Annotated in this window: 18 protein-coding genes; 10 read left to right on the top strand and 8 right to left on the bottom strand. The window is 59.8% G+C overall.

Features of this window, described 5'->3' with window-relative positions; all coding sequences use genetic code 11:
- Positions 1-201 precede the first annotated feature (201 nt).
- Together LRL22_RS14005 and chrA are read left to right on the top strand one after the other, a co-directional pair.
- Complete coding sequence (locus LRL22_RS14005) at positions 202-648, top strand: nucleotide triphosphate diphosphatase NUDT15 (RefSeq protein ID WP_270905625.1); 447 nt, start codon at positions 202-204, stop codon at positions 646-648.
- A gap of 82 nt (positions 649-730) precedes the next feature.
- Positions 731-1,882, top strand: coding sequence for a chromate efflux transporter (gene chrA, locus LRL22_RS14000; RefSeq protein WP_425292795.1), 1,152 nt, complete (start codon positions 731-733; stop codon positions 1,880-1,882).
- Between the two features lie 73 nt (positions 1,883-1,955).
- Here the strand turns inward: chrA and msrB are convergent, their stop codons facing one another.
- From msrB to malQ, 4 genes are all read right to left on the bottom strand, one after another.
- Positions 1,956-2,342 carry a peptide-methionine (R)-S-oxide reductase MsrB gene (gene msrB / locus LRL22_RS13995; RefSeq protein WP_005354730.1) on the bottom strand — a complete coding sequence of 129 codons (387 nt, stop codon included), beginning with the start codon at positions 2,340-2,342 and terminating at the stop codon, positions 1,956-1,958.
- 68 nt (positions 2,343-2,410) lie between these two features.
- The gene (gene glgX / locus LRL22_RS13990) at positions 2,411-4,567 is read right to left on the bottom strand and encodes a glycogen debranching protein GlgX (RefSeq protein WP_270905623.1); all 2,157 of its coding nucleotides are present in this window, start codon (positions 4,565-4,567) and stop codon (positions 2,411-2,413) included.
- Positions 4,567-6,744 (bottom strand): 1,4-alpha-glucan branching protein GlgB, encoded by a 2,178-nt coding sequence (glgB, locus tag LRL22_RS13985; protein ID WP_236353931.1) that lies wholly within the window; start codon positions 6,742-6,744, stop codon positions 4,567-4,569. The genes glgX and glgB overlap by 1 nt, the downstream gene beginning before the upstream one ends.
- An 82-nt stretch (positions 6,745-6,826) precedes the next feature.
- Positions 6,827-9,022: a 4-alpha-glucanotransferase gene (gene malQ / locus LRL22_RS13980; RefSeq protein ID WP_270905622.1), complete on the bottom strand. Its 2,196-nt coding sequence runs from the start codon at positions 9,020-9,022 to the stop codon at positions 6,827-6,829.
- 347 nt (positions 9,023-9,369) lie between these two features.
- On the opposite strand from malQ, the gene gap reads away from it, so the two are divergent.
- Complete coding sequence (gene gap, locus LRL22_RS13975) at positions 9,370-10,365, top strand: type I glyceraldehyde-3-phosphate dehydrogenase (protein WP_005335708.1); 996 nt, start codon at positions 9,370-9,372, stop codon at positions 10,363-10,365.
- A gap of 86 nt (positions 10,366-10,451) precedes the next feature.
- Positions 10,452-11,318: a D-hexose-6-phosphate mutarotase gene (locus LRL22_RS13970; protein ID WP_270905621.1), complete on the top strand. Its 867-nt coding sequence runs from the start codon at positions 10,452-10,454 to the stop codon at positions 11,316-11,318.
- Between the two features lie 70 nt (positions 11,319-11,388).
- Here the strand turns inward: LRL22_RS13970 and nadA are convergent, their stop codons facing one another.
- Positions 11,389-12,462 (bottom strand): quinolinate synthase NadA, encoded by a 1,074-nt coding sequence (gene nadA, locus LRL22_RS13965; protein WP_005335706.1) that lies wholly within the window; start codon positions 12,460-12,462, stop codon positions 11,389-11,391.
- Positions 12,463-12,602: 140 nt separating this feature from the next.
- Here nadA and LRL22_RS13960 point away from each other — a divergent pair, with 140 nt between their 5' ends.
- Positions 12,603-14,708, top strand: a complete 2,106-nt coding sequence (locus LRL22_RS13960) for a methyl-accepting chemotaxis protein (protein WP_245148399.1) — start codon at positions 12,603-12,605, stop codon at positions 14,706-14,708.
- 69 nt (positions 14,709-14,777) lie between these two features.
- Here the strand turns inward: LRL22_RS13960 and LRL22_RS13955 are convergent, their stop codons facing one another.
- Both LRL22_RS13955 and LRL22_RS13950 read right to left on the bottom strand, forming a co-directional pair.
- On the bottom strand, positions 14,778-15,233 hold the full coding sequence (locus LRL22_RS13955) for an NfeD family protein (protein ID WP_005335704.1): 456 nt from the start codon (positions 15,231-15,233) through the stop codon (positions 14,778-14,780).
- Positions 15,230-16,153, bottom strand: a complete 924-nt coding sequence (locus LRL22_RS13950; protein ID WP_159164778.1) for an SPFH domain-containing protein — start codon at positions 16,151-16,153, stop codon at positions 15,230-15,232. Before LRL22_RS13950 ends, LRL22_RS13955 begins: the two co-directional genes overlap by 4 nt.
- 197 nt (positions 16,154-16,350) lie before the next feature.
- On the opposite strand from LRL22_RS13950, the gene cysG reads away from it, so the two are divergent.
- The 5 genes from cysG to cysC all read left to right on the top strand — a co-directional run bounded on the left by cysG (position 16,351) and on the right by cysC (position 22,682).
- Positions 16,351-17,787 carry a siroheme synthase CysG gene (cysG, locus tag LRL22_RS13945; protein ID WP_270905620.1) on the top strand — a complete coding sequence of 479 codons (1,437 nt, stop codon included), beginning with the start codon at positions 16,351-16,353 and terminating at the stop codon, positions 17,785-17,787.
- 72 nt (positions 17,788-17,859) lie between these two features.
- The gene (cysD, locus tag LRL22_RS13940) at positions 17,860-18,792 is read left to right on the top strand and encodes a sulfate adenylyltransferase subunit CysD (RefSeq protein ID WP_323670614.1); all 933 of its coding nucleotides are present in this window, start codon (positions 17,860-17,862) and stop codon (positions 18,790-18,792) included.
- Between the two features lie 12 nt (positions 18,793-18,804).
- Entirely contained in the window at positions 18,805-20,232 is a 1,428-nt protein-coding gene (cysN, locus tag LRL22_RS13935) for a sulfate adenylyltransferase subunit CysN (RefSeq protein WP_270905619.1), read from the top strand.
- A 4-nt stretch (positions 20,233-20,236) separates the two neighbouring features.
- On the top strand, positions 20,237-21,961 hold the full coding sequence (locus LRL22_RS13930) for an SLC13 family permease (protein ID WP_204385062.1): 1,725 nt from the start codon (positions 20,237-20,239) through the stop codon (positions 21,959-21,961).
- A gap of 130 nt (positions 21,962-22,091) precedes the next feature.
- Entirely contained in the window at positions 22,092-22,682 is a 591-nt protein-coding gene (cysC, locus tag LRL22_RS13925) for an adenylyl-sulfate kinase (protein ID WP_270905618.1), read from the top strand.
- Positions 22,683-22,935: 253 nt separating this feature from the next.
- Here cysC and LRL22_RS13920 read toward each other — a convergent pair whose 3' ends face one another.
- On the bottom strand, positions 22,936-23,859 hold the full coding sequence (locus LRL22_RS13920) for a hypothetical protein (protein WP_270905617.1): 924 nt from the start codon (positions 23,857-23,859) through the stop codon (positions 22,936-22,938).
- Positions 23,860-23,884 lie beyond the last annotated feature (25 nt).

Below are 23,884 nucleotides of genomic sequence, written 5' to 3'. Positions count from 1 at the left end.
GACTCCTCGGGGTGATGGGGGACTGAGAGGATGGGGATGGCCTCTCCATCCGGGCTTCACTCCCCAGCATCAGTGATAACCGGTTAAGGGGCAAGGGGGGGACCACTGACGGCCGCAGGTGCCGTGCAGCCGGGGCTTGCCCTGTACCCTCCTTGGGCCTATGGTGGGGCCGTTTTATTGCCTGATTGAAGGAGCGTTTTCATGTCCACTCTCTATCCCCGCGTCGGGGTCGGCGTCATCCTGACCAACGCCCAAGACCAGGTGCTGCTTGGCAAACGCAAAGGGAGCCATGCCCCCTACTGGTCGATCCCGGGTGGTCATCTGGAGTTGGGGGAGAGCTTCGAGTCGGCGGCTATCCGCGAGGTGGCCGAGGAGACCGGACTTGAGATCCACGGGCCCGAGGTGGTGGCGGTGACCAACAATCTGGAGACCTGGCGCGAGAGCGGGTTGCACTATATCTCGGTGACGCTGCACGCTAAGGCCGATGGTGAGCCGCAACTGCTGGAGCCGGAGAAGTGCGAAGGCTGGTTCTGGTGCGATCCGCGCGCGTTGCCCGAGCCCCATTTCGACGCCAGCCGCCAATCCATCGCCTGCTGGCTGGCGGGACGCTGCTATCTGCCGAGTGATGCGCCCATGGTGTCGGCCTAATCAGTCTGATTGTCATAAAACGATCATCGCGCTGTCATAATATCCCCTCTCCATCGGGAGTAGAGGGATGAGGGAGAAGAGCGTGGGACAGGTATTTATTCAGTTTTTATGGCTGGGATGCATCAGCTTTGGTGGCCCGGCCGCTCATATCGGCTATTTCCAGCGCACCTTCGTCCAGCGGCTCGGTTGGTTGACACAGGCCGAGTTTGCCCGCCTGCTGGCGCTGTGCCAGCTGCTGCCGGGGCCCGCATCCAGCCAGCTTGGTTTCGCCATCGGTCGTCATCGCGCCGGTCTGGGCGGGGCGCTCTCTGCTTTTGTCGGCTTCACGCTTCCCTCATTTCTGCTGCTACTGGCGGCTGCGATCGGTATCGGTCAGCTGGGCAGCAATTTGTGGTTTGATGCGGCGCTGCATGGCCTCAAGCTGCTGGCGCTCATCGTGGTGGCCGATGCGGTGCTCACCATGAGTCGTCAGTTCTGTGCCACGGGAATGACTCAAGGGATTATGGTGGTGACCGCTGCTGCACTCTGGTGGCAGCCCGGTCTGCTGACTCAACTGTTGATGCTGGCGGGAGCGGCGCTGATCTGTGCCCGCAGCCAGCGCGGGGCAGGCAGTGGGCCAGCCACCGCCGAGCTGCCTGCTGCCGCTGCCAGTCAGCCTCATTGGCCGACCCTGCTGCTGTTTGGCATCCTTTTTATCGGCCTGCCGCTGCTCGCTAGCCCGATTGGCCAGCTGGTTGCCGACTTCTATCGCGCCGGCAGTCTGGTGTTTGGCGGTGGCCATGTGGTGCTGCCGCTGCTGCAAGAGAGCGTGGGCCACACTCTCAACGAGCAGCAGTTTCTGACCGGTTACAGTCTGGCGCAGTTGGTGCCGGGCCCCATGTTTACCCTTGCCACCTATCTTGGTGCCCAGTTGTTGCCAGGGACGCCACTGCTCGGTGCTGTGTCGGCGACCCTGGCGCTCTTTGCACCCGGCTTTCTGCTGCTTTGGGCGGTGGGCCCCTGCTGGCAACAGTGGCTGGCCCGGCCCCGTCTGGCGGGGGCTGTCACCGGCATCAATGCTGCCGTAGTGGGCTTGTTGCTGGCGGCCCTCTATCAGCCGGTGTGGCAGAGTGCGGTGCTGGTTCCGACCGATCTGGCGCTGGCGGCCATCGGCTTTTATCTGCTGCGGGTGTTGAAGTTGCCGGTGCCGGCCATCGCGGCCCTGTTGGTGATGGCTGCTATCCTGCTGGCGTGAAGCCGGTGAAATCCCGATAAAAAACGGCGCCTCCGTGATGGAGGCGCCGTTTTTATTGCAATGGGTCAGCCGCTTAAGCGTCGGGATCGAAATCCAGACTCAGGCTGTTGACGCAGTAGCGCTGGCCGGTCTCGGTCGGTCCGTCGGGGAAGACGTGACCGAGGTGAGAGCCGCACTGGCGGCAGGTGATCTCCACTCGCTTCATGCCGTGGCTGTTGTCCTCGGTGTACTCCACCGTGCCCTCGATGGCCTTGTCGAACGAGGGCCAGCCGCAGCCGGAATCAAACTTGGCTCCTGAGTGAAACAGCACACTCTTGCAGCAGACACAGAGGTAGTCGCCGCTCTTGCGATTGTGGAGCAGGGCACCGCTGTAGGGGCGCTCGGTGCCCTTCTCCCAGCAGACGTGAAACTGCTCGGGGGTCAGTTTGCTGCGCCACTGTTCCGGATTGTTACTGCTCATACCGACTCCTTGCCATCCATACCGGAGCCCAGCATAGCGGCTCCGTAAAGCTGACTCCAGCATGCCTCTTATGCTTTGCCTGTATCTGTGATCGAGGTGGCAACCATCTCCTCACCGGATGCAGGGAGAATTTCCTGCTGCGGTGGCTGGGCATCCTCCGCCGTGCTGGCCAGCGCCACCCGCTCCAGCAGTTTGAGGGAGTGGGCCCGGCCGACCGCTACCTGCCGTTTGATGTCATCGGGCAGGAAGGGAAGCCCATCGTTGGTGGCGGTGTCGATGGTCTGGATCCACTCCAGCCCTTCCCCCGGCGGCGGCAGGCGGAACTGGATATCGTAGTCGCTGGCGTTGAACAGCACGTACCAGCGCTCGCCGACACAGTTGATCATGCCGATATCCATGGCGAACGCCTGCCCCATGGGGGCGTGCCAATCCTGATCGGTGAGCTGGTGGCCGTCCGGGTGATACCAGTTGACCTGATGGCAGCTGGACGGGGTGCCATTCCAACTGTCGTCGCTCAGTTGCAGGTTGGAGAAGACGCTGGACTCCGCCCGCAGCGCCATCATCTGCTGGGTGAAGGCGAACAGCCGCTCATCCTCCGGTCGCCACTGCCAGTTGACCCAGCTGATCTGGTTGTCCTGGCAGTAGGCGTTGTTGTTGCCAAGCTGGCTGCGGCCCATCTCGTCGCCGGCGAGGAAGTGGGGAGTACCTTGGGAGAGCAGCAGGGTGGCAATCAGATTGCGCTTCTGCTGCTGGCGCAGGCTGTTGACCCGCGGATCCAGGGTCGGCCCCTCTACCCCGTGGTTATAGGAGAGGTTATTGCCGTGGCCGTCCCGATTGTCTTCACCGTTGGCCTGATTGTGGCGCTGGTTGTAGGAGACCAGATCCTCCAGAGTGAAACCGTCGTGATAGCAGAGGTAGTTGACGCTGGTGTGGGGGGAGCGCCAGTTCTTCGGGAAGATATCCCGCGAGCCTACCAAGCGGGTGGCAAAGTCCCCCATCTTGCCCGCATCACCGCGCCAGAAGGCGCGTACCGTATCGCGGTAGCGGTCGTTGATCTCCTGCCACTGGCTCGGGAATTGACCCAGCCGGTAGCCGAAGGGGCCGATATCCCAGGGTTCGGCGATGAGCTTGACCTGTGACAGCACAGGGTCGGCCATCACGGCTTTGAAGAAGGCGCCCATGGGCTCGAACTCTCCCGCTTCCCGCGCCAGCGTCACCGCCAGATCGAAACGGAAGCCATCCACCTGCATCTCGGTGACCCAGTAGCGCAAGGCATCGAGCACCAGCCGCAGGGTGTTGGGGTGATCCAGATTGACGCTGTTGCCACAGCCGGTCACGTTGGCGTGACGGGTGTAGTCCGGGCCGTGGGGGCCCGCTTCGAAGGCGTAGTAACCGGCGTTGTCAAAGCCCTTGAACGAGAGGGTGGGGCCGTCGAAGCCAGAGGCGGCAGTGTGGTTGTAGACCACATCCAGGATCACCTCGAGCCCGGCCCGGTGCAGCTCGCGCACCATGGTCTTGAACTCGGTCACCGCCTCGTCGGGCCTGGTGCTGTAGCGTGGCTCCGGGGCGAAGAAGGCGATGGGGTTGTAGCCCCAGTAGTTGGTCAGTCCGAGCTGCTCCAGTCGCGGTTCCGACATGAAGGCGGCCACCGGCATCAGCTGCACCGAGGTGATGCCGAGGCTCTTCATATGCTCGATAACCAGCGGGTGACAGATGCCAAGGTAGGTGCCCTGCAGCGCTTTGGGGATCCCCGGGTGCTGCTTGGTAAAGCCCTTGACGTGTGTCTCGTAGATAATGGTGCGGGCCGGACTGATCCCGGGTTTGCCAACCCCTTGCCAGTCAAAACTGTCATCCACTACCACCGACTTGGCAATCATCCCTGCACTGTCACCCTGATAGAGGGCTTCATCCCAGTAGGTGGGACGACTGAGCGCCTTGGCGTAGGGGTCAATCAGCAGTTTTTGCGGATCGAACAGCATCCCCTCCTGCGGGGTGCCATAGACCCGATAGCCGTAGCGCTGACCGGCCTTTACGCCGCGCACGTAGCCAAAGCGATACTGGCCACGGCGGCCGGGCAGCTCCAGCCGCATCAGCTCCTGCTCCTGCTCGTCGTACAGGCAGATCTCCACCTTGTCCGACTGGGGGGCCCAGACGCAGAAGTGGCAACCGTTCTCGTCAAGGCGGGCCCCCAGCGGGTGGCCCACCCCTTTTTCCATTACAAGCATCAAGACTCCTGTTTGATAAACAAGGTCGCCAGCGGCGGCAGATCCAGCACTATGCTGTGTGCCATCCCTTGCCAGGGGGTCGGCTCGGCAGCGAACACCAGACCTACATCATAGTTACTGCCCCAGTAATACTCGCTGTCGGTGTTGAGCACCACGCGATAGTGGCCCGCAGCTGGGACGCCGATCCGATATTCGAGACGGGGCACCGGGGTGAAGTTGCAAGCCACCACAATAGCCTGCTTGCCCTCTTTGTCCGCCCGCAGCCAGGCAAAGATGCTGTTGTCGGCATCGTTGTGATCCAGCCAGCGGAAGCCGGTCTGCTCATAATCGGCCTGATACAAGGCAGGCTCATGACGGTAGAGGTGGTTGAGATCGTGGATCAGCCGCTGCTGACCGGCATGCTTGGGATATTGCAGCAGATGCCATGGCAGCTGGGCATCGTGGTTCCACTCGTTGCTCTGGGCGATTTCGGTGCCCATGAAGTTGAGCTTCTTGCCCGGGTGGGCGTACATGAAGCCCATGTAGGCCCGTAGGTTGGCGGCTTGCTGCCACTCGTCGCCCGGCATCTTGTAGAGCATGGAGTGCTTGCCGTGCACCACCTCGTCGTGGGAGAGCGACAGGATGAAGTTCTCGTCATAGTGATAAACCATGGAGAAGGTCATGTCGTTGTGGTGGTAGCGGCGGTGGATCGGCTCTTTCTGCATATAGGTGAGGGTGTCGTGCATCCAGCCCATATTCCACTTGAAGCCAAAGCCGAGGCCGCCGAGGAAGGTGGGGCGGGAGACACCGGCAAAGGCGGTGGACTCTTCGGCGATGGTCATGGCGTGGGGGTACTTGCCGTAGACCTCCTCGTTGGTCCACTTGAGCAGGCTGATCGCCTCGTAGTTGTGGTTGCCGCCATCGACGTTCGGTACCCACTCACCGGCGTTGCGGGAGTAGTCCAGATAGAGCATGGAGGCGACCGCATCCACTCGCAGTCCGTCGATGTGGAACTTGTCGAGCCAGAACAGGGCGCTCGCTACCAGGAACTGGCGCACAGTGTCGCGGCCGAAGTCGTAGATGTAGGAGTTCCAGTCCGGGTGCCAGCCACGGCGCGGATCTTCATATTCGTAGAGCGGGGTGCCATCGAAACGGGCCAGGCCGTGGGCATCGGACGGGAAGTGGGCGGGCACCCAGTCCAGAATGATGCCGATCCCGGCCTGGTGGCACTGGTCGACGAAGTATTTGAAATCATCAGCGGTGCCGTAGCGGCTGGTGGGGGAGAACATGCCCACCGGCTGGTAGCCCCAGGAGCCGCTGAAGGGGTGCTCGGAGACAGGCAGCAGCTCGATGTGGGTGTACTCCATCTCCTTGACGTAGGCGACCAGCTCCACTGCCAGTTCACGCCAGCTCAGGCTGTCGCCGTTGGGGTGGCGTTTCCAGGAGCCGACGTGCAGCTCATAGATGGAGAGCGGCTGCTCGCGTTTGTCGTTGTGCTGGCTGGCAATCCACTCGGCATCATGCCACTGGTACTGGGCGTGGTCATAGACCACGGAGGCGAACGACGGATACTGCTCGCAGTAGAAACCGACAGGGTCGCTCTTGTGGGGCAGCCGGTTGCCCATGGGGTCCTTGAGCTCGAACTTGTAGCGATCCCCGGCCTTGAGGCCCGGCACAAACAGCACCCAGTGACCGCAGAGGCTGCGCTGCATCGGGTGGCGGCGGCCATCCCAGAAGTTGAAATCGCCGATGAGGCTCACGGCGGTGGCGCTCGGCGCATAGACCGCAAAACGCACCCCTTCCACCTGCTGGCCAAGATGCTCCACGGTGCGCAGCTGGGCGCCAAGGGTGTGGTAGAGGTTTTCCGGCTGGGCGGTCAGTTCGGCCAGGCCTGCCCAGGCGGCATCCTGAAACTGATAGGGGTCGATGACCTCGGTGGTGGCATCTTGGTAGCTGGCGATCAGCTGATAGGGGAAGGAGTTTTTGCGGCGGGTGAAAACAGTTTCAAAAAGACCCGATTCATCGGTGGGCGCCAGGGTGGCAACGACTTTGCCCGACTTGAGATCCTTGACGCGAACTTCGAGGGCATCAGGCAACCAGGCGGTCAGTTTGAGGCCGGGCCCATCCGGATTGGCCTGCAGGCCTAAGTGAGAGAAGGGATCGGAACAGCGGGCAGCAACCAAACGTTCAACGAGCATCGAGATTTCCTTTCATGACAGAGCATCCACTCCGGCCGAAGCCGGAGTGGATTTAGGTGAGAGCGCTGTGGGAGACAGCGTCTCAACGACTGGCCTCATCACGGGCTTGGCTCATCTTGCCAGCCAGTGCCTTGAGTGCCTCATTGGCAAAAATATCTTCCAGATCAGCGGAAAGCTTGCGGCGCCAGTTGGGGTATTCGTAACTGGTGCCCGGTACGTTGACCGGCTTGTCCATCTCCAGCCAATCTTCCAGCTGGGTACTGAACAGGGCGCAGCTGCCGCGGGACATGTGGATCTGCAGACCGTGGTTGAGTTCGGTGTTCATGCCGACCCAGTTCACGTCATGACTGATGTTGTCAGAGATGACCTTGTGGGCATGCAAGCTGTCGAGGATCCGCTGTTTGGCCTGGTGGCGATCAGCATACAGAGTCTTCAAAACATCTTCATCCGGATACAGACCCAGTTGACGGCCGAGCGCCAGATCATCGCAGTGCCAGAAGCCCTTGAGGGTCGGCATGTCGTGGGTGGTCAGGGCCGACATCGCCTGCTCGGTGTAGTGCGCAGGAGAGATAAAGCCGCCATCTTCCTTGGAGCGCTCGAAGAAGAACACCTTGTAGGAGTGGACGCCGTTCTCTTTCAGGGTCACGTCGATCCCCTCCGGCACGGTGCCCAGATCCTCACCGATCAGCAGGCACTGATTGCGGTGGGATTCGAGGGCCAGAATGCCCAGCAGATCGTTGACCGGATAGTAGATGTAGGCGCCCTTGGCGGCGGACGCTCCGGGCGGTACCCACCACAGGCGCAGCAAGGCCATCACGTGGTCGATGCGCAGTGCGCCGCAGGAGCGCATGTTGGCACGGAACAAATCCACCATCGGCTGATAGGCCGCTTCGAACAGTTTGTTCGGGTTCATCGGGGGCAGGCCCCAGTTCTGACCGAGCGGGCCGAGGATATCGGGCGGCGCACCGACCGAGGCTTTCGGGCAGTAGAGATCCTGGTTGGCCCAGATCTCGGTGGAGCCTTCGGAGACGCCCACTGCCAGATCCCGGTAGATACCCATCACCATGCCGGCAGCCTTGGCACGGGCATCGGCTTGCGCCAGCTGCTCGTCGGCCAGGAACTGCAGGTAGAGGTAGAAGTTGACATCTTGCGGGTGCTCGGCCATCCAGGCGGCAACGGCAGGATTGTGGTAATCGCGCAGCTCCTGCGGCCATACCGGCCAGCCCCAGGCATTTTCGCCTTTGGCATAGAAGTGGGCCTGCAGGGCATCAAATGCTGCCTGCTGTTGCAGGCTGTCGCCACCGGCGGCCACGAAGGCATCAAAGGCGGCCTGACGCTCGGCGCTCAGGGTGGCTTCGTCGAACACCTGACGCAGCATGCCGAGTTTGGTCTGGATCACGCCGGTGTAATCGACATTCTCTTTGGCGCGCAGATCGGCCAGATGTTGCTGGAAGGCAGGACTTGCCACTTCCGCCTTCAGGCGATCGCTCTGCTGGAATTCGGGCACCGCTTCCACATTGATATAGGCCACGTTGAGCCAGCGACGGGAAGAGGGGCTGTAGGGACTGGCGCTCTCCGGATTGGCCGGATAGAGGGCGTGGATAGGGTTGAGGCCGACGAAATGGGCACCCCAGGCGGCGGCTTTCTCGACCAGCTGGCCCAGATCGCTGAAATCACCGATACCCCAGTTGTGGCGGCTGCGTAGGCAGTATAGCTGCACGCTCGGGCCCCATACCTTGCGGCCATCGGCAATCGGCGCCTGCTTGTAGCAGGCCTTGGGGGCGACAATGAGGCGCATGGTGGCCAGCGGCTCGTCATTGCCCTCTTCCAGCAGTACCAACTGGTGATAACCCAGCTCAGGGGCCATATCCAGCGTGACGCGATAGGCCTGGCACTCCATCTCTTCAAATTCGGCCACGCCGACCAGCTCACCCTCGATGGGGGTAAATTGACCGGACAGCACTGCACCCTGCTCCTGCTCCTGCTGGAGCTGCCAGGTGAGGGCATCGTTGACGAATTCGATGGGGAGGCGAACCTCAAGGGTAACGGCGTCGCCGGTGCGAACCACCATCACAGGATCCAGCGCCCGCAGCCAGTGCTGGCGATGCTCCTCTTCCAGCTGCTGCATCAGGGCTGCTTCGTCATCGACGCGGTAGCCCATGGCGCCCAGCATGGCGGCCTTGCTCTCTTCTGATACCTGGGCCGGGTGGCCCCAGGCATCGACATACTCGCTGGCGATACCTTTTGCGGCAGCCAGCTGTTCAATCAGGGTGGTCATAGTTTGAGAATTCCCGCTGTGGATTCTATCTATACTATTTTGTTTGATTTTTATGGGGTGGTACTTGAACAGTGGCTCTTTGGCCATGCTAAACCGCGCACATTTTTACATATCTCTGTGAATGGTTGTGTGACCGAGTAGGCACTATTGTTGATATCTGCGCGATGCCACGATCTGGCACTTTTTTCGTCAAAACGTGGTAATCAGTTACATAAACAGAAAATTAATTTCACAGTTTTTCATGATATAGCGCAATTTCAGACAGAATGTTGGTTGACTCACCGGAGAGTTCTAGTAAATTTACAAGCGGAATTTTCTTTGACTACTGAACAGTTAGGTAACTAAATATGACTATCAAAGTAGGTATTAACGGTTTTGGCCGTATCGGTCGTTTCGTATTCCGTCTGGCTTGCGAGCGTGCAGACATCGAAGTTGTTGGTATCAACGACCTGATCGATGTTGACTACATGGCTTACATGCTGAAGTACGATTCAACTCACGGTCGTTTCAACGGTACCGTTGAAGTTAAAGACGGCAACCTGGTTGTAAACGGCAAAACCGTACGTGTTACCGCTGAGCGTGACCCGGCCAACCTGAAGTGGGGCGAAATCGGTGTTGACGTTGTTGCTGAAGCTACCGGTCTGTTCCTGACCGACGAGACTGCTCGTAAGCACATCGCTGCTGGTGCTAAGAAAGTTGTTCTGACTGGCCCGTCCAAAGACGCTACCCCGATGTTCGTAATGGGTGTTAACGACTCTACCTACGCTGGCCAGGACATCGTTTCCAACGCTTCCTGCACCACCAACTGCCTGGCCCCGATCGCCAAGGTTCTGAACGATACCTTCGGTATCGAGTCTGGCCTGATGACCACCGTTCACGCTACCACTGCTACCCAGAAGACCGTTGATGGTCCGTCTGCCAAAGACTGGCGCGGTGGCCGCGGTGCGGCTCAGAACATCATCCCGTCCTCTACCGGTGCTGCCAAAGCTGTTGGCGTAGTTATTCCGGAACTGAAAGGCCTGCTGACCGGTATGGCTTTCCGTGTTCCGACTCCGGACGTGTCTGTTGTTGACCTGACCGTTAACCTGAAGAAAGCTGCCACCTACGCAGAAATCTGCGAAGCGATGAAAGCTGCTTCCGAAGGCGCTATGAAAGGCGTTCTGGGCTACACCGAAGACGAAGTTGTATCTACCGACTTCCTGGGTGAGCGTCAGACCTCCGTATTCGACGCCAAGGCTGGTATCCAGCTGAACGACAAATTCGTTAAAGTTGTATCCTGGTACGACAACGAAATGGGCTACTCCAGCAAAGTTCTGGACCTGATCGCTCACATCTCCAAGTAATTTGGGATGCGCAATCGCGTAGCTTGAAAAAGGCGGCCATTGGCCGCCTTTTTGTTTTTCGGTTTCCCCTGATGACAGGAGTCCACATGCAATCCATTCGTCCCCTGACAGCCAATTGCAAGCTTGCCAACAATGCGGCCGGTCTGCCGGTTCTCACCATCAACAACGACTATGCCAAGGCAGAAATCAGCCTGTTTGGCGCCCATGTGCTGAGCTATCAGCGTCATGGCGAGCCGGCCTCCATCTGGCTGAGTGACAAGGCGGTGCTGGATGGCAGCAAGCCTGTTCGCGGTGGTATCCCGATCTGCTGGCCCTGGTTTGGCCCGGCGCCCGCCCGCGTCGGTAGCGGCAAGCCCTCCCACGGTTTTGCACGTACCACCCTCTGGATGCTGGACGGGGTCTCCGATCACGCTGACGGCACGCTTGTTCATCTTTCCCTGCGCGACAGCGATGCAACCCGCGCCCTGTGGGATCACTCCTTCGAGCTGGAACTGGACGTGCTGGTGGGCAAAGAGCTTTCGCTGGTGCTGACCACTCGCAACACAGGTGCTCAGCCATTGACCTATAGCGGTGCGCTGCACACCTATTTGCAGATCAGCGCACCAGAGGCGGTAAGCGTCACCGGCCTGGGCGAGCCCTATGCCGACAAGCTGACCGGACAGGATGCCAAGCAGCAGGGGGCATTGACCCTGAGCGGGCCGCTGGATCGGGTCTACTGGCAGCCAGAGGCGCTGGTGAGCGTGCAGGATGGTGAGCGCGAGATCCGGGTTGTCAGTGGCAACCACGACAGCGTGGTGGTCTGGACCCCCTGGATGGAAGGGGCCACCGCCATGGCCGACATGAGCGACGATGGCTATCGCACCATGCTCTGCGTCGAAGCAGCCATCGCTGGCGAGGCGGGTGTGACCGTTGCGCCGGATGAAGAGCACAGCCTCTCCACCGTGATCATCTGAGCAGGATGAGGTTCAGATAAATAAAGAGGGCTCCCGCGGGAGCCCTCTTTGCATCTCGTGATGGCGGCAATCAGGCGTTGCCCTGAGTCTTGAGCTTGAGTTCGGCGGCGAAATTGAGCATCCGGTCGAGGGGGATCAAGGCTTTGACCCGCAGATCTTCGTCGACATGGATCTCGTGGCGCTCGGCACCATCGGTGAGCGCTTCCTTGATCGCCACCAGACCGTTCATCGCCATCCAGGGGCAGTGGGCGCAACTGCGGCAGGTGGCGCCATCGCCACCGGTCGGTGCTTCCACCATCTCTTTCTCCGGACAGGCCTGCTGCATCTTGTAGAAGATGCCCCGATCTGTCGCCACGATCAGCTTCTGCTGGGGCAGCTCTTTGGCCGCCTTGATCAGCTGACTGGTGGAGCCCACCGCATCGGCCAGCTCGATCACCGAGGCGGGGGATTCCGGATGAACCAGCACGGCGGCGTCCGGATTCTGCTCTTTCAGCTCGCGCAGGGCGCGGGCCTTGAACTCGTCGTGGACGATGCAGTGGCCCTGCCAGCGCAGCATCTGCGCCCCGGTTTTCTTCTCGATATAGGCACCCAGATGGCGATCCGGGCCCCAGATGATCTTGTGACCCAGACTGTCGAGGTGCTCGACGATCTCGAGCGCGATGCTGGAGGTCACCACCCAGTCAGCCCGCGCTTTGACCGCAGCCGAGGTATTGGCGTAGACCACCACGGTGTGGTCGGGATTGGCGTCGCAGAAGGCGGAAAACTGCTCGATGGGGCAGCCCAGATCGAGGGAGCATTCGGCCTCCAGAGTCGGCATCAGCACCCGCTTGTGGGGGCTCAGGATCTTGGAGGTTTCCCCCATAAAGCGCACCCCGGCGACGATCAGGGTTTGTGCCTCATGATCGCGGCCAAAGCGGGCCATCTCCAGCGAGTCACCGACGAAACCGCCGGTGGCTTCGGCCAGCGCCTGGATCTCGGGATCCGTGTAGTAGTGGGCAACCAGTACCGCCTTGCGCTCCTTGAGCAGCGCCTTGATTTCTGTGGTCAAGGTCGTTCTCTGCTCGGCACTCAGGGGAAGAGGTTTGGCCGGAAAGGGGTAGTCCATCGCGACTACCGGCGGGACACTGCTCAGTGCATTGCTCATTGCGACTGTTCCATCAACGCTCGGGAAGGCAAAAATTATAACCAGAAGCCCGCCACAAACCCATCAACAAATCGGGTGAAGCGCAAGTGGGCGAATATACTCAAGTAATTCGTTGTTATTCTGCCATAAGGAGTTGTCGCATGAAGCAACGTTCCCTCAAGTTCAAGTTGTTGTGCCTTACCATGGGGCTGTTTCTGCTGACCGGGCTGGCCATGACCCTGTTGCAATCGGCCTCGTTCAGTTCCCTTCGCAACATGGTGATGACCCAGACCAGCGATGCACTGGAAGAGGAGGTCTCCCGCAGCCTGCAGTATCAGGCAGAGCGCTATGCCATCCAGATTGCCTCGCTGATGCAGAACTCCTATCAGATCCCCCTGACCGTGACCGCCCAGATTGAAGCCGGGATGGCCAAACCGGAACTGCGGTTGTCGCGGCCCCAAGTGGAGTCTCTGCTCGGCAGCAGCCTGCAGCAGGCGAGCGGGATCAGCTCCATTTATGCCCAGTTTGAACCGGATGGCTATGATGGCGAGGATGGCAACTGGCTGGGCGGGGCCAGCCACTCGGTGGCAGGCAAGGGGAGTCTGGAGGTCTATTTCACCAAGGATCAGGGAGGGGCCGTCGCTCTGCAAGCGGTGGACGCCGCCGCCAGTGAGGCCAAGTTTGATACCTCCCTCAACGAGTTTGGCATTCGCAACAGCGAGTGGTATCTCTGTGGTCGCGATACCCGCCAGCCCTGCCTGATGGAGCCTTATCTCTACGAAATCAGCCCGGGCAACAAGATGCTGATGACCAGTCTGACGGTGCCCGTGCTGCGTGACGGCAAGTTTGTCGGGCTGGCCGGGGTGGATATGAACCTGCCCATCTTCCAGCAACTGGCTGAAAACCTTGGCAAGAGCCTCTATGACAACAAGGCGGATGTGACCCTGGTCAGCAAGATGGGGCTGATTGTGGGCAGCAACCGCTATGCCGACAAGCTGGGCCGTCCACTCAAGGAGGTGGGCCTGACCCTGCCTGACGGTCAGCCGGTCAGCAGCGACAGTGACTTTATTCTTCATCAGCCCATTCGGGTTGAGGCTGCCAATACCCAGTGGTGGTTGATGATCAAGGTGCCCAAGGCGCTGGCGCTCGGCAAGGCGCACGCCATCAGCAATGAACTGGGCACCCTGCTGGTGGATGCCCAGCGGCAGCAGATCATCGCCATGGGCGGGATTACCCTGTTGGTGCTGGGGCTGCTGGTCTGGTTTATCCAGACCATCACAGCGCCACTTTCTCTTATCAGCCGCCATGTGGGCCATCTCTCCAGCAACGAGGGGGACCTGACCCAGCAGATGGAGATCGACACCCATCAGGAGCTGATCGATCTGGGTTCTCAGCTCAATGCCTTCCTCGGCAAGCTGCGGGGCATGGTGCAAATGAGCAAGGGGATTGGTCAGCAGGTCTACCAGCAGGCGCGGGAGATGAAACATACCGCCGACACCATGCGCAGTAGTCTGGACGAGCAGAATCTGGAGCTGGAGAGCGTGGTGAGCGCCATGCATCAGATGAGCACCACGGCAGTCAGCGTGGCGGGTTATGCCGAGCAGGCGGCGCAGGAGTCGGAAGCGGCGACCCACCACATCAATACCGCCCAGCAGACCCTCAGCAATGCTCGCAACGAGATCCATACTCTGGTCGGCGATATGCATGAGGCGGATAAAGCGGTGGCGCTGGTGGCCCAGCGCAGCACCAATATCAGCCGGATCCTCGATGTGATCCGTGCCATTGCCGAGCAGACCAATCTGCTGGCCCTCAATGCCGCCATCGAAGCGGCACGTGCGGGTGATATGGGCCGTGGCTTTGCTGTGGTGGCGGATGAGGTAAGGGCGCTGGCCAACAAGACCCGTGAATCGACCGACGAGATCGGCCAGCTGATTGGTAGCCTGCAAACAGAGGTGAGCAGCAGTCAACGTCTGATGAATACCGGCATCGAGCGCTCCACCACCACGGTGCAGGGCACCGAGCAGGCGTTCGAGGCGCTCAATCGGGTGGTGGCGCAGATCCAGCAGATCCACGACCACATCAGTCAGGTGGCTACCGCCGCCGAGCAGCAGAGCGCCGTCAGTGACGATATCAACAAGAATTTGATGCGGATCGGTGATACCGCCAACGTGATTGGGCAGGAGGCCAGCTCCAGCCATCAACTGAGCGAGGCGCTGGAGCAAGCGGCCACGGCGCTCGCCAGTCAGCTCGATCGGCTGCGTACCTGAGTGGCAGCCAGAGAGACAAAAGCCCGCGAGCGATCGCGGGCTTTTTTATGACTCGACGGCAGAGTTGCGTCAGTTGCGGGGTTCAACCAGCAGGATGTGGGAGTCGGCCCCGACCACCCTGACCTTGCTGCCCGCAGGCAGCGACTCGTCACAGCGCACCGTCCAGACTGTATCGTCCAGATGCACCCGACTGGTACCTTGGGTGACGTCATCCAGCAGGGTCAGCTCGCGGCCCATATAGCTCTGCATCCGCTCGTTGATGGTGCTGGCGGCATCCTGACCCGAGTTGTCGCGCTGGTGCTGCCAGCGCCACCAGGCCCAGGTGGTGAGCAGGGATTGCACCGCAAACAGCAGCAACTGCGCCTGCCAGCCGAAGGGCCAGATCAGCAGCAGTAGCCCCACTTCCAGCGCAGCGATGCCGGTCCAGAGCAAAAAGCCCACAGAGCCGAGCACCTCGATGGCCAGCAGAATGAAGCCGAGTCCCAGCCAGTGCCAGTGGGTCAGCCCCTCTAACAGGGCTGTCATGACTTGCTGCCCTTGCCATCTTTGTTGAACAGCTCGGCCATGCCAGCCACAGAGCCAATCAGGCTGCCCGCTTCCAGCGGCATCATGATGATCTTGCTGTTGGGGCCTTCACCGATGCGGGCCAGTGCCTCGGTATATTTCTGGGCCACGAAGTAGTTGATGGCCTGCAGATCTCCGGCGGCGATGGCTTGAGAGACCATATGGGTCGCCTTGGCTTCCGCCTCGGCAGCCCGTTCCCGCGCTTCTGCGGCGAGGAAGGCGGCCTGACGCTCACCTTCGGCTTTGAGGATCTGGGACTGCTTCTCGCCTTCCGCTTTCAGGATTTTGGACTGGCGCACCCCTTCGGCTTCCAGTACCTCGGCCCGTTTCTGGCGCTCGGCCTTCATCTGGGCGTTCATCGCCTCGACCAGTGCCAGCGGTGGGCGCACATCTTTAATCTCGATGCGGGTCACCTTGATGCCCCAGGGGGCGGTGGCGGCATCCATGGTGCGCAGCAGTTTCTCGTTGATGGTGTCGCGCTGGGAGAGCATCTCGTCCAGCTCCATGGCGCCGAGCACGGTCCGCATATTGGTCATGGTGAGATTGCGGATGGCGCTGGTGAGATCGTTGACCTCATAACCCGCTTTGCGGGCATCCACCACCTGCACAAAGCTGATGGCGTCGATGGTGACGTTGGCGTTATCGCGGGAGATCACCTCTTGTGCCGGGATATCCAGCACCTGCTCCATCATGATGATCTTGTGGCCGACCCTATCCACGTAGGGGATCAGCAGGTTGAGACCCGGGGTCAGGGTGCGGGTGTAGCGGCCGAAGCGCTCCACCGTCCAGTTGTAGCCCTGGGGCACTATCTTGATGCCCGCGCTCAGGGTGGCGAGCACCAGGAACACGAAAATCCCTAGCACAATCAATGATTCATTCATCATTTAGCTCCTTATGAAACACAGTCCCTAGCCTATGGTCTGGCGTCAGGTACCACAAGTGACTTTGTACGCCTTTGTCATGAATCGGCTTTGCTAATTACCAAAACGCATTAAAAAGCATTTTTTATTATTTTGAGGGATAAGCTGCCCTGCCTATAGTCGCCCCATATTAGTCGTGTTCCGAGGGATGGGCCGAAATGGATTATTTACCTATGTTTGCCAAGTTGGAAGGCCGCCCGGTACTGCTGGTGGGCGGGGGCGAGGTTGCCCTGCGCAAGGCGCGCCTGCTGCTGGCAGCCGGTGCCCGGCTGACCCTGGTCTCCCCGGAGCTTGAACCGGAATTTTCGGAATTCACCGGTCGTTTCACCCATCTGGCGGAGCGCTTCACCCCGGCCCATCTGGCAGGCCAGATTTTGGTGGTGGCGGCGACCGACAACCTCGAAGTCAACGCACTGGTTTATCAAAGTGCCAACCAGCTGGGTCTGTTCGTCAACGTGGTGGATGACCCCAAGCGCTCCAGCTTTATCTTCCCCTCGATCATCGATCGCTCGCCGCTGATGGTGGCAGTCTCCAGCGGCGGCAAGGCGCCGGTGCTGGTGCGCCTGTTGCGCGAACGGCTGGAGAGCCTGCTGCCGCGCCATCTTGGCGGGCTGACCGAGCTCTCCGGTCGGGTCCGTGACAAGGCCAAGCGGGTGCTCTCATCGATTTCCGATCGTCGTCGCTTCTGGGAGCGCGCCTTTGCCTCCAACACCCTCGCCAGCCTGATTGAGAAAGAGGACTGGCAAGGAGCCGAGCAGTGGCTGAGTGATGGCCTCGATCAGGCGAAAAGCGAAGTGGGCGAGGTGGTCTTGGTCGGCGCGGGTCCCGGCGATCCGGGCCTCTTGACCCTCAAGGCGCTGCAACAAATTCAACAGGCTGAAGTGGTGCTCTACGACCAGCTGGTCTCCGCCGAGATCCTCGATCTGGTGCGCCGCGATGCCACTCTGGTGTCGGTCGGCAAGAAGGCGGGTGCCCACAGCGTGCCGCAGGAGGAGACCAATCGCCTGCTGGTGGAATACGCCAAGGCGGGCAACCGGGTAGTGCGGCTGAAAGGGGGCGATCCCTTTATGTTTGGCCGGGGTGGCGAGGAGCTGGAAGTGCTGGCCGATGAAGGTATCCCCTTCTCGGTGGTGCCCGGCATCACGGCCGCTGCCGGTGCCACCGCCTATGCAGGTATTCCGCTGACTCACCGTGATTACGCCCAGAGCGCCGTCTTCATTACCGGCCACTGTCAGAAAGAGGGCAAGGAGCCCGACTGGCAGCAGCTCGCCGCTACCAGCCAGACCCTGGTCATCTACATGGGGCTGATGCGCTCCGAGCATATCCAGCAGCAGTTGATGGATCACGGCCGCAGCCAAGCCACCCCCATCGCCATCATCGAGCGCGGCACCACATCCCGTCAGCGGGTGCTGACCGGCACGCTGGCCGACTTGGCGGAGCTGGCCAAACAGGCGGTGAGCCCTTCGCTTATCGTCATCGGCGAAGTGGTTGCCCTGCGCGATCGGCTCGCCTGGTTTGGAGAAAAGGGCTGCGAGCAGCAGCGCGCTAACCCGGATCTCGATGGCTGTGACCTCAAGCTGGTGCAGCTGGCCTGACCGAGAAAGAGATATTTGATGCGGCTGCTGGTGCGGCCGCGCACTGAACCACCCAGCGCCCCGAGCAGGCGCATAAGCAATGACCCGAGGACCAACATGGACCGTGAAAGATTGACCCACTTGCAGCAGCTGGAAGCCGAGAGCATCCATATCATCCGCGAGGTGGCTGCCGAATTTGAAAACCCGGTGATGATGTACTCCATCGGCAAGGACTCCTCCGTCATGCTGCACCTTGCCCGCAAGGCCTTCTATCCGGGCAAGATCCCGTTCCCCTTGCTGCACGTCGACACCGACTGGAAGTTCAAGGAGATGATCAAGTTCCGCGACGAGACCGCCAAAAAGTACGGGCTGGATCTGATCGTCCACAAGAACCCAGAAGGGCTCGCCATGGGCATCAACCCCTTCGTCCACGGCAGCGGCAAGCACACCGACATCATGAAGACCGAGGCGCTCAAGCAGGCGCTCAACAAATATGGCTTCGATGCCGCCTTCGGCGGTGCCCGCCGCGACGAAGAGAAGTCCCGTGCCAAGGAGCGGGTCTACTCCTTCCGTGACAAGTCTCACCGCTGGGATCCGAAGAACCAGCGCCCCGAGCTGTGGCGCGTCTACAACAGCCAGGTCAACAAGGGGGAGAGCATTCGGGTGTTCCCGCTCTCCAACTGGACCGAGCTGGATATCTGGCAATACATCTATCTCGAGAACATCGACATAGTGCCGCTCTACTTCGCCGCTTACCGTCCGGTGGTGGAGCGCAACGGCATCAAGATCATGGTGGATGACGAGCGCATGCCGCTGACCGCCGAGGATGAGGTGAAGCAGGAGCTGGTGCGTTTCCGTACCCTCGGCTGCTACCCGCTCACCGGGGCCATCGAATCCGATGCCACCACCTTGCCGGAAATTATTGAAGAGATGCTGCTCACCACCTCGAGCGAGCGGCAAGGGCGGCTGATTGACCACGATCAGGCCGGCTCCATGGAGCAGAAGAAGCGTCAGGGATATTTCTAAGGAGTCGTCAGCATGAACAGCCATATTCAGACCGCCATCACCGAACAGGGCATCGAAGCCTATCTGCACGCCCAGCAGCACAAGAGTCTGCTGCGCTTTCTCACCTGCGGCAGCGTGGATGACGGCAAGAGCACCCTTATCGGTCGCCTGCTGCACGACTCCCAGCAGATTTATGAAGATCAGCTCAAAGCGCTGGAGTCTGACAGCCAGAAGCTCGGCACCACCGGCGAGAAGCTGGACCTGGCGCTGCTGGTGGATGGCCTGCAGGCGGAGCGCGAGCAGGGCATCACCATCGACGTGGCCTACCGCTATTTCTCCACCGCCAAGCGCAAATTTATCATTTCGGATACCCCGGGCCATGAGCAGTACACCCGCAACATGGCCACCGGCGCCTCCACCTGCGATCTGGCCATCATCCTGATCGACGCTCGTAAAGGCGTGCTGGATCAGACCCGCCGCCACAGCTTTATCGCGAGCCTGCTCGGCATCAAGCAGTTCGTGGTGGCGGTCAACAAGATGGATCTGGTGGAGTTCAGCCAAGAGGTGTTCGAGCGCATCAGTGCCGATTACCGCGAGTTCGCCAAGAAGCTCAGCGTCGACACCATCCATATCGTGCCGGTCTCGGCGCTGGACGGCGACAACGTGGTCAACCAGAGCGACAAGCTGGCCTGGTACGAAGGTGAAACCCTGCTGGCGCTGCTGGAATCCGCCGAGGTAGAGCGCGAGCTGGAGCGCCATCCGGTGCGCCTGCCGGTGCAGTATGTGAACCGCCCCAACCTCGATTTTCGCGGCTTCGCGGGAACGCTCGCCTCCGGCATCCTGCGGGTGGGCGACCGGCTTGCGGTGCTGCCGTCGGGCAAGGAGAGTACGGTGACCCGCATCGTCACCTTCGACGGGGATCTGGAGTACGCCCTGCCGGGTCAGGCCATCACGGTCACCTTTGCCGATGAGATCGACATCAGCCGTGGCGACCTGCTGGTGGATGCTGCCAAGCAGCCGCAAGTGACCCAGAACCTGCTGGCCCATATCGTCTGGATGGGGGAGGAGTCCCTGCAACCGGGTCGGGTCTACGACGTCAAGCTGGCCACCAAGAAGAGTCGCGGTCAGGTGGAGGCCATTCGCCACCGCATCGAGATCAACAAGCTGGACGAGCTGCCCGCCAGCGAGCTCAAGCTCAACGAGATCGGCCTGTGCGAGCTGAGCCTCACCGACCCGGTGGCGTTCGACCCGTATCAGGAGATCCGCGATACCGGCAGCTTTATCCTGATCGACCGGCTGACCAACGTCACCGTCGGCGCCGGCATGATAGTGGAAGGCTTGGCTGCCAAAGCGGTAAAAGGGCATTACAGCGAGTTCGAGATCGAGCTCAACGCGCTGGTGCGCAAGCACTTCCCGCACTGGCAAGTCCTTGCCATCGGTAACGACACAAGCAAGGAGTAAGCCCATGACCTGGCAACAATTCCTGGTGCTGGGTCTGCTGGCTGCTCTCGTGGCCCTGCTGATCCAGGGCAAACTCCGCCCGGCGCTGCTCTTCTCGGGCGCCGTGCTCATCACCTACCTGAGCGGGTTGGCGGATATCAACGCCGTGGCGGCGGGCTACACCAACAGTGCCCTGCTGACGCTGGTGCTGTTGTTGCTGGTGTCGCTGGCGGTGGAGAAGACCCGCATCATGAGCTGGTTCGCCAATCTGGTGGGCACAGGTTCATTCAACAAGGTGCTGGTGAAGGTGTGGTTCTCCACCGCTTTCCTGTCGGCTTTCGTCAATAACACTGCCGTGGTGGCCTCCATGCTGGGAGCGGTCAAACGCAACCCCAACCATGCGCCGTCGCGGCTGCTGCTACCCATGTGTTTCGCGGCCACCTTTGGCGGGGTGCTGACCCTGATCGGCACCTCCACCAACCTGATCGTCAACAGTTTCCTCATCAAGATGGGGGCGCCGCCGCTCGGCATGTTCGACTTCTTTATGGTGGGGGCGGGCACCTTGCTGACCGGTCTGGTGGCCGTGCTGCTGTTTGCCCGTCACCTGCCGGTGCAGGATACCGAGATGAGCCGCGAATCCGGCTACTTTCTCGAGGCCAAGGTGGGCGCCGGTTCGCCGCTGGCGGGGCGCAGCGTCAAGGAAAACGGCCTGCGCAGCCTGAAAAGCCTCTATCTGGCGGAAATCATTCGCGGCGATGAGGTGATCTGCCCGGTGCAGCCGGAACACGAGCTGCACGAAGGGGACGTACTGCTGTTTTGCGGCGATGTGGAGAGCGTCGGTGTGTTGCAGGAGATGAAGGGGCTGGATCTCTACGGCCAGCACCGCCTCAACGGCCAGCATCTGGTGGAGGTGATCGTCAGCCACAGCTCGCGGCTGGTGGGTCAGACCATCAAGGATGCCGAGTTTCGCACCCACTTCGATGCGGTGGTACTGGCGGTGCGCCGCGGTGAAACCCAGCTTACCGGTGGCCTCGGCCAGATTGAGCTGCATGCCGGTGATACCCTGCTGCTGGCCCCCGGCCCCCAGTTTGCCCGCAACAAATCGCTGGGACGGGAGTTTGTGGTGGTGAGCGGGCTGGAAGCCTCCACCCGTCTCGATGGCAAGCGTAGCGCCGCCGTGGTGCTGGGCTTTCTCGGGGTGTTGGCGCTCTCGGTATTCGATCTGGTGCCGCTGTTCAAGGGCTTGCTGCTGATGTTGGTGGCGCTGCTGCTCACCCGCATTCTGACCCTGGACGAGATCCGTCGCCGCTTTCCGCTGGATATCTGGCTGGTGGTGGGCGGGGCGCTCGCCATCGCCGATCAGCTGGAAAAGAGCGGACTGGCCAAGCTTATCGCCGACTGGCTGATGGGGGAGTTCAACGGTGCCAGCCCCATCATCGCCTTTATCGGTATCTATGTGTTTACGCTGGTGCTGACCGAGCTGATGAGCAACAACGCCGCCGCCGCGCTGGCCTTCCCCATGGGTTACCAGCTGGCGCTCAGCATGGATGTCTCGACCATGCCGTTTATTCTGGCGGTGCTGTTCGGGGCGAGCTCCAGCTTTATCCTGCCCTATGGCTACCAGACCAACCTGATGGTCTATGCCGCGGGCAACTACAGGATGCCGGACTACCTCAAGCTGGCCCTGCCGGTCTCGCTGGCCTATAGCCTCGGGGTGATTGTGATGGTGCCCCTGCTGTTTCCGTTTTAAGGCGTATCAAGGAGTGCAGGATAAGCAATGCCATGGCACCAGCACGTTGTCGGCTGATAGTCCGAGGCGGCTCCCCGTGGTGCCGGACAGTTTAAGTTTTGAGGCGTGAGCGCCAATCAAGGAGTGTGGGATGAGCAATATCGTGTGGCACAAGCATGCCGTGGACAAACAGAGCCGGGCTGAATTGAAAGGGCAAAAGCCGCTGGTGATCTGGTTTACCGGGCTGTCGGGGGCGGGTAAATCGACCCTGGCGGGGGCGCTGGAGCAGGCGCTGGCGGCACAAGGCAAGCACACCTATCTGCTGGATGGGGACAATGTGCGCCACGGCCTCTGTGGCGATCTCGGTTTCGATGATGCCGCGCGGCAGGAGAATATCCGCCGGGTCGGCGAGGTGGCAAAACTGATGGTGGATGCGGGCCTGATCGTGCTTACTGCCTTTATCTCGCCATTTCGTGCCGAGCGCGAGCTGGTGCGCAGCCTCTTGGGGGAAGGGGAGTTTGTCGAGGTCTTTGTCGATGCGCCGCTTAGCGTGTGCGAAGAGCGCGACCCGAAAGGGCTCTACAAGAAGGCGCGGGCGGGGGAAATTCGCAACTTTACCGGTATCGACTCCGCCTACGAGGCACCGGAGCAGCCGGAGATCCATCTGCTTAACGCCGGGAAACCGGTCGCCGCGCTGGTAGATGAGCTGCTGACCGCCCTGCGGCAGGGGAACTACCTGTAATTGGTTCGGAAGAACCTATAACAAGCGCCCGGTAGCCGGCCAGTTGGCCATCACAGGCGCTGCTGGGCTGGCGGTAGCCACTATAAGCAAAGGTTGGGTCATAATCGGAAAACCCATAAATCCAGCTTATAGTGGCACCGGCGAACCTTGAGCCACTCCAACGTGGTTGATAGCAACCCCGCAAGAGGATCTTCCGATCCTTGCTTATATCGCGGCGGGGTTATTCGAGATTGTCTGAATACGCTGCGTTATTCTAACCCTCGGGCTTATATTTGACTACTTCAGATGTTGATGGGAACAATGAACCGCTTATTTCCATGGTGCCAACAAAATTTCCAGAGCCTGTATCTATTACTATATGAGCGGCTTCGCCATTTTTGCCGTCGTAAAAGCCTCCAGCAACCAATTCTTTCCCATCATATGATATCTCACCGATATTAAGGTCTCTATATTTTGAACGATAGCCAAAGACAGCGATTAACTCTTGAGGGTGTATAGTCCGACCAGCGGTATCTTTGAATGCAACTTTATTATCAAGATTGAATCCAACTTTTAACCAAGGATTATTACTATTCTCTTCATTTTCTTTTAGTTCTTTAAATGCAAGTTCACTAACATTGCTTAATTTAAAGAGCATTCCTGCATATTCAGCAACAGGGATCCAATCATCCTCAAGTCTTACTAATACAGATGTACTCATTTGGAAGTTTGGATCTGTTTTATTAGTGTCTGCATTTAGTGAGATAGAGCGTAGGAAATATGTCCGACCATACATTGAGAGCCCTTTTAGTCGCTCGTATATAGACGTCCATTGTTCTTTTCTTGCTGCGTCAAATGTTAATAGTTTTATGTTGTTCTTGGCTGCATATTTTTTTGCAGTACCAGTGAAGCCATTTTTCGATACAACTATTGTTTGTTGAATTCCTATTTTTCGATGTTTTTCCTTAAGTCCCTCAATGATTTTTATGTCTGCTGGACGAACTATTTCAGTGCATTCAATCCCGATCTTTATTGGGCAATTTAGGTATTCAACTTCAACAAGAATATCGACTTCTCTATTCGTTTCTGCTTCTAAATCATACAGCATAGCTGATTCAGTAATTTTTGCCCCAGAGGGGGAAAGATGCATGTTTATTATTTTAACAAGCTTCTGAAAATCATTTGTTCGTTTAGGCATAAAACACCAATATATACTCACAGGG

Origin of the sequence: Aeromonas sp. PI_26 (assembly GCF_027854445.1) — a bacterium.
In the GTDB taxonomy this organism is placed as follows: domain Bacteria; phylum Pseudomonadota; class Gammaproteobacteria; order Enterobacterales; family Aeromonadaceae; genus Aeromonas; species Aeromonas veronii.
This window is presented reverse-complemented; position numbering and strand designations above follow the sequence as displayed.

What these genes read in the sequence shown, in the direction of transcription:
- LRL22_RS14005 (WP_270905625.1), top strand. Translation starts at nt 202, where the DNA reads ATGTCCACTCTCTATCCCCGCGTCGGGGTCGGCGTCATCCTGACCAAC.
- msrB (WP_005354730.1), bottom strand. Translation starts at nt 2,342, where the DNA reads ATGAGCAGTAACAATCCGGAACAGTGGCGCAGCAAACTGACCCCCGAG.
- glgX (WP_270905623.1), bottom strand. Translation starts at nt 4,567, where the DNA reads ATGCTTGTAATGGAAAAAGGGGTGGGCCACCCGCTGGGGGCCCGCCTT.
- glgB (WP_236353931.1), bottom strand. Translation starts at nt 6,744, where the DNA reads ATGCTCGTTGAACGTTTGGTTGCTGCCCGCTGTTCCGATCCCTTCTCT.
- malQ (WP_270905622.1), bottom strand. Translation starts at nt 9,022, where the DNA reads ATGACCACCCTGATTGAACAGCTGGCTGCCGCAAAAGGTATCGCCAGC.
- gap (WP_005335708.1), top strand. Translation starts at nt 9,370, where the DNA reads ATGACTATCAAAGTAGGTATTAACGGTTTTGGCCGTATCGGTCGTTTC.
- LRL22_RS13970 (WP_270905621.1), top strand. Translation starts at nt 10,452, where the DNA reads ATGCAATCCATTCGTCCCCTGACAGCCAATTGCAAGCTTGCCAACAAT.
- nadA (WP_005335706.1), bottom strand. Translation starts at nt 12,462, where the DNA reads ATGAGCAATGCACTGAGCAGTGTCCCGCCGGTAGTCGCGATGGACTAC.
- LRL22_RS13960 (WP_245148399.1), top strand. Translation starts at nt 12,603, where the DNA reads ATGAAGCAACGTTCCCTCAAGTTCAAGTTGTTGTGCCTTACCATGGGG.
- LRL22_RS13955 (WP_005335704.1), bottom strand. Translation starts at nt 15,233, where the DNA reads ATGACAGCCCTGTTAGAGGGGCTGACCCACTGGCACTGGCTGGGACTC.
- LRL22_RS13950 (WP_159164778.1), bottom strand. Translation starts at nt 16,153, where the DNA reads ATGAATGAATCATTGATTGTGCTAGGGATTTTCGTGTTCCTGGTGCTC.
- cysG (WP_270905620.1), top strand. Translation starts at nt 16,351, where the DNA reads ATGGATTATTTACCTATGTTTGCCAAGTTGGAAGGCCGCCCGGTACTG.
- cysN (WP_270905619.1), top strand. Translation starts at nt 18,805, where the DNA reads ATGAACAGCCATATTCAGACCGCCATCACCGAACAGGGCATCGAAGCC.
- LRL22_RS13930 (WP_204385062.1), top strand. Translation starts at nt 20,237, where the DNA reads ATGACCTGGCAACAATTCCTGGTGCTGGGTCTGCTGGCTGCTCTCGTG.
- cysC (WP_270905618.1), top strand. Translation starts at nt 22,092, where the DNA reads ATGAGCAATATCGTGTGGCACAAGCATGCCGTGGACAAACAGAGCCGG.
- LRL22_RS13920 (WP_270905617.1), bottom strand. Translation starts at nt 23,859, where the DNA reads ATGCCTAAACGAACAAATGATTTTCAGAAGCTTGTTAAAATAATAAAC.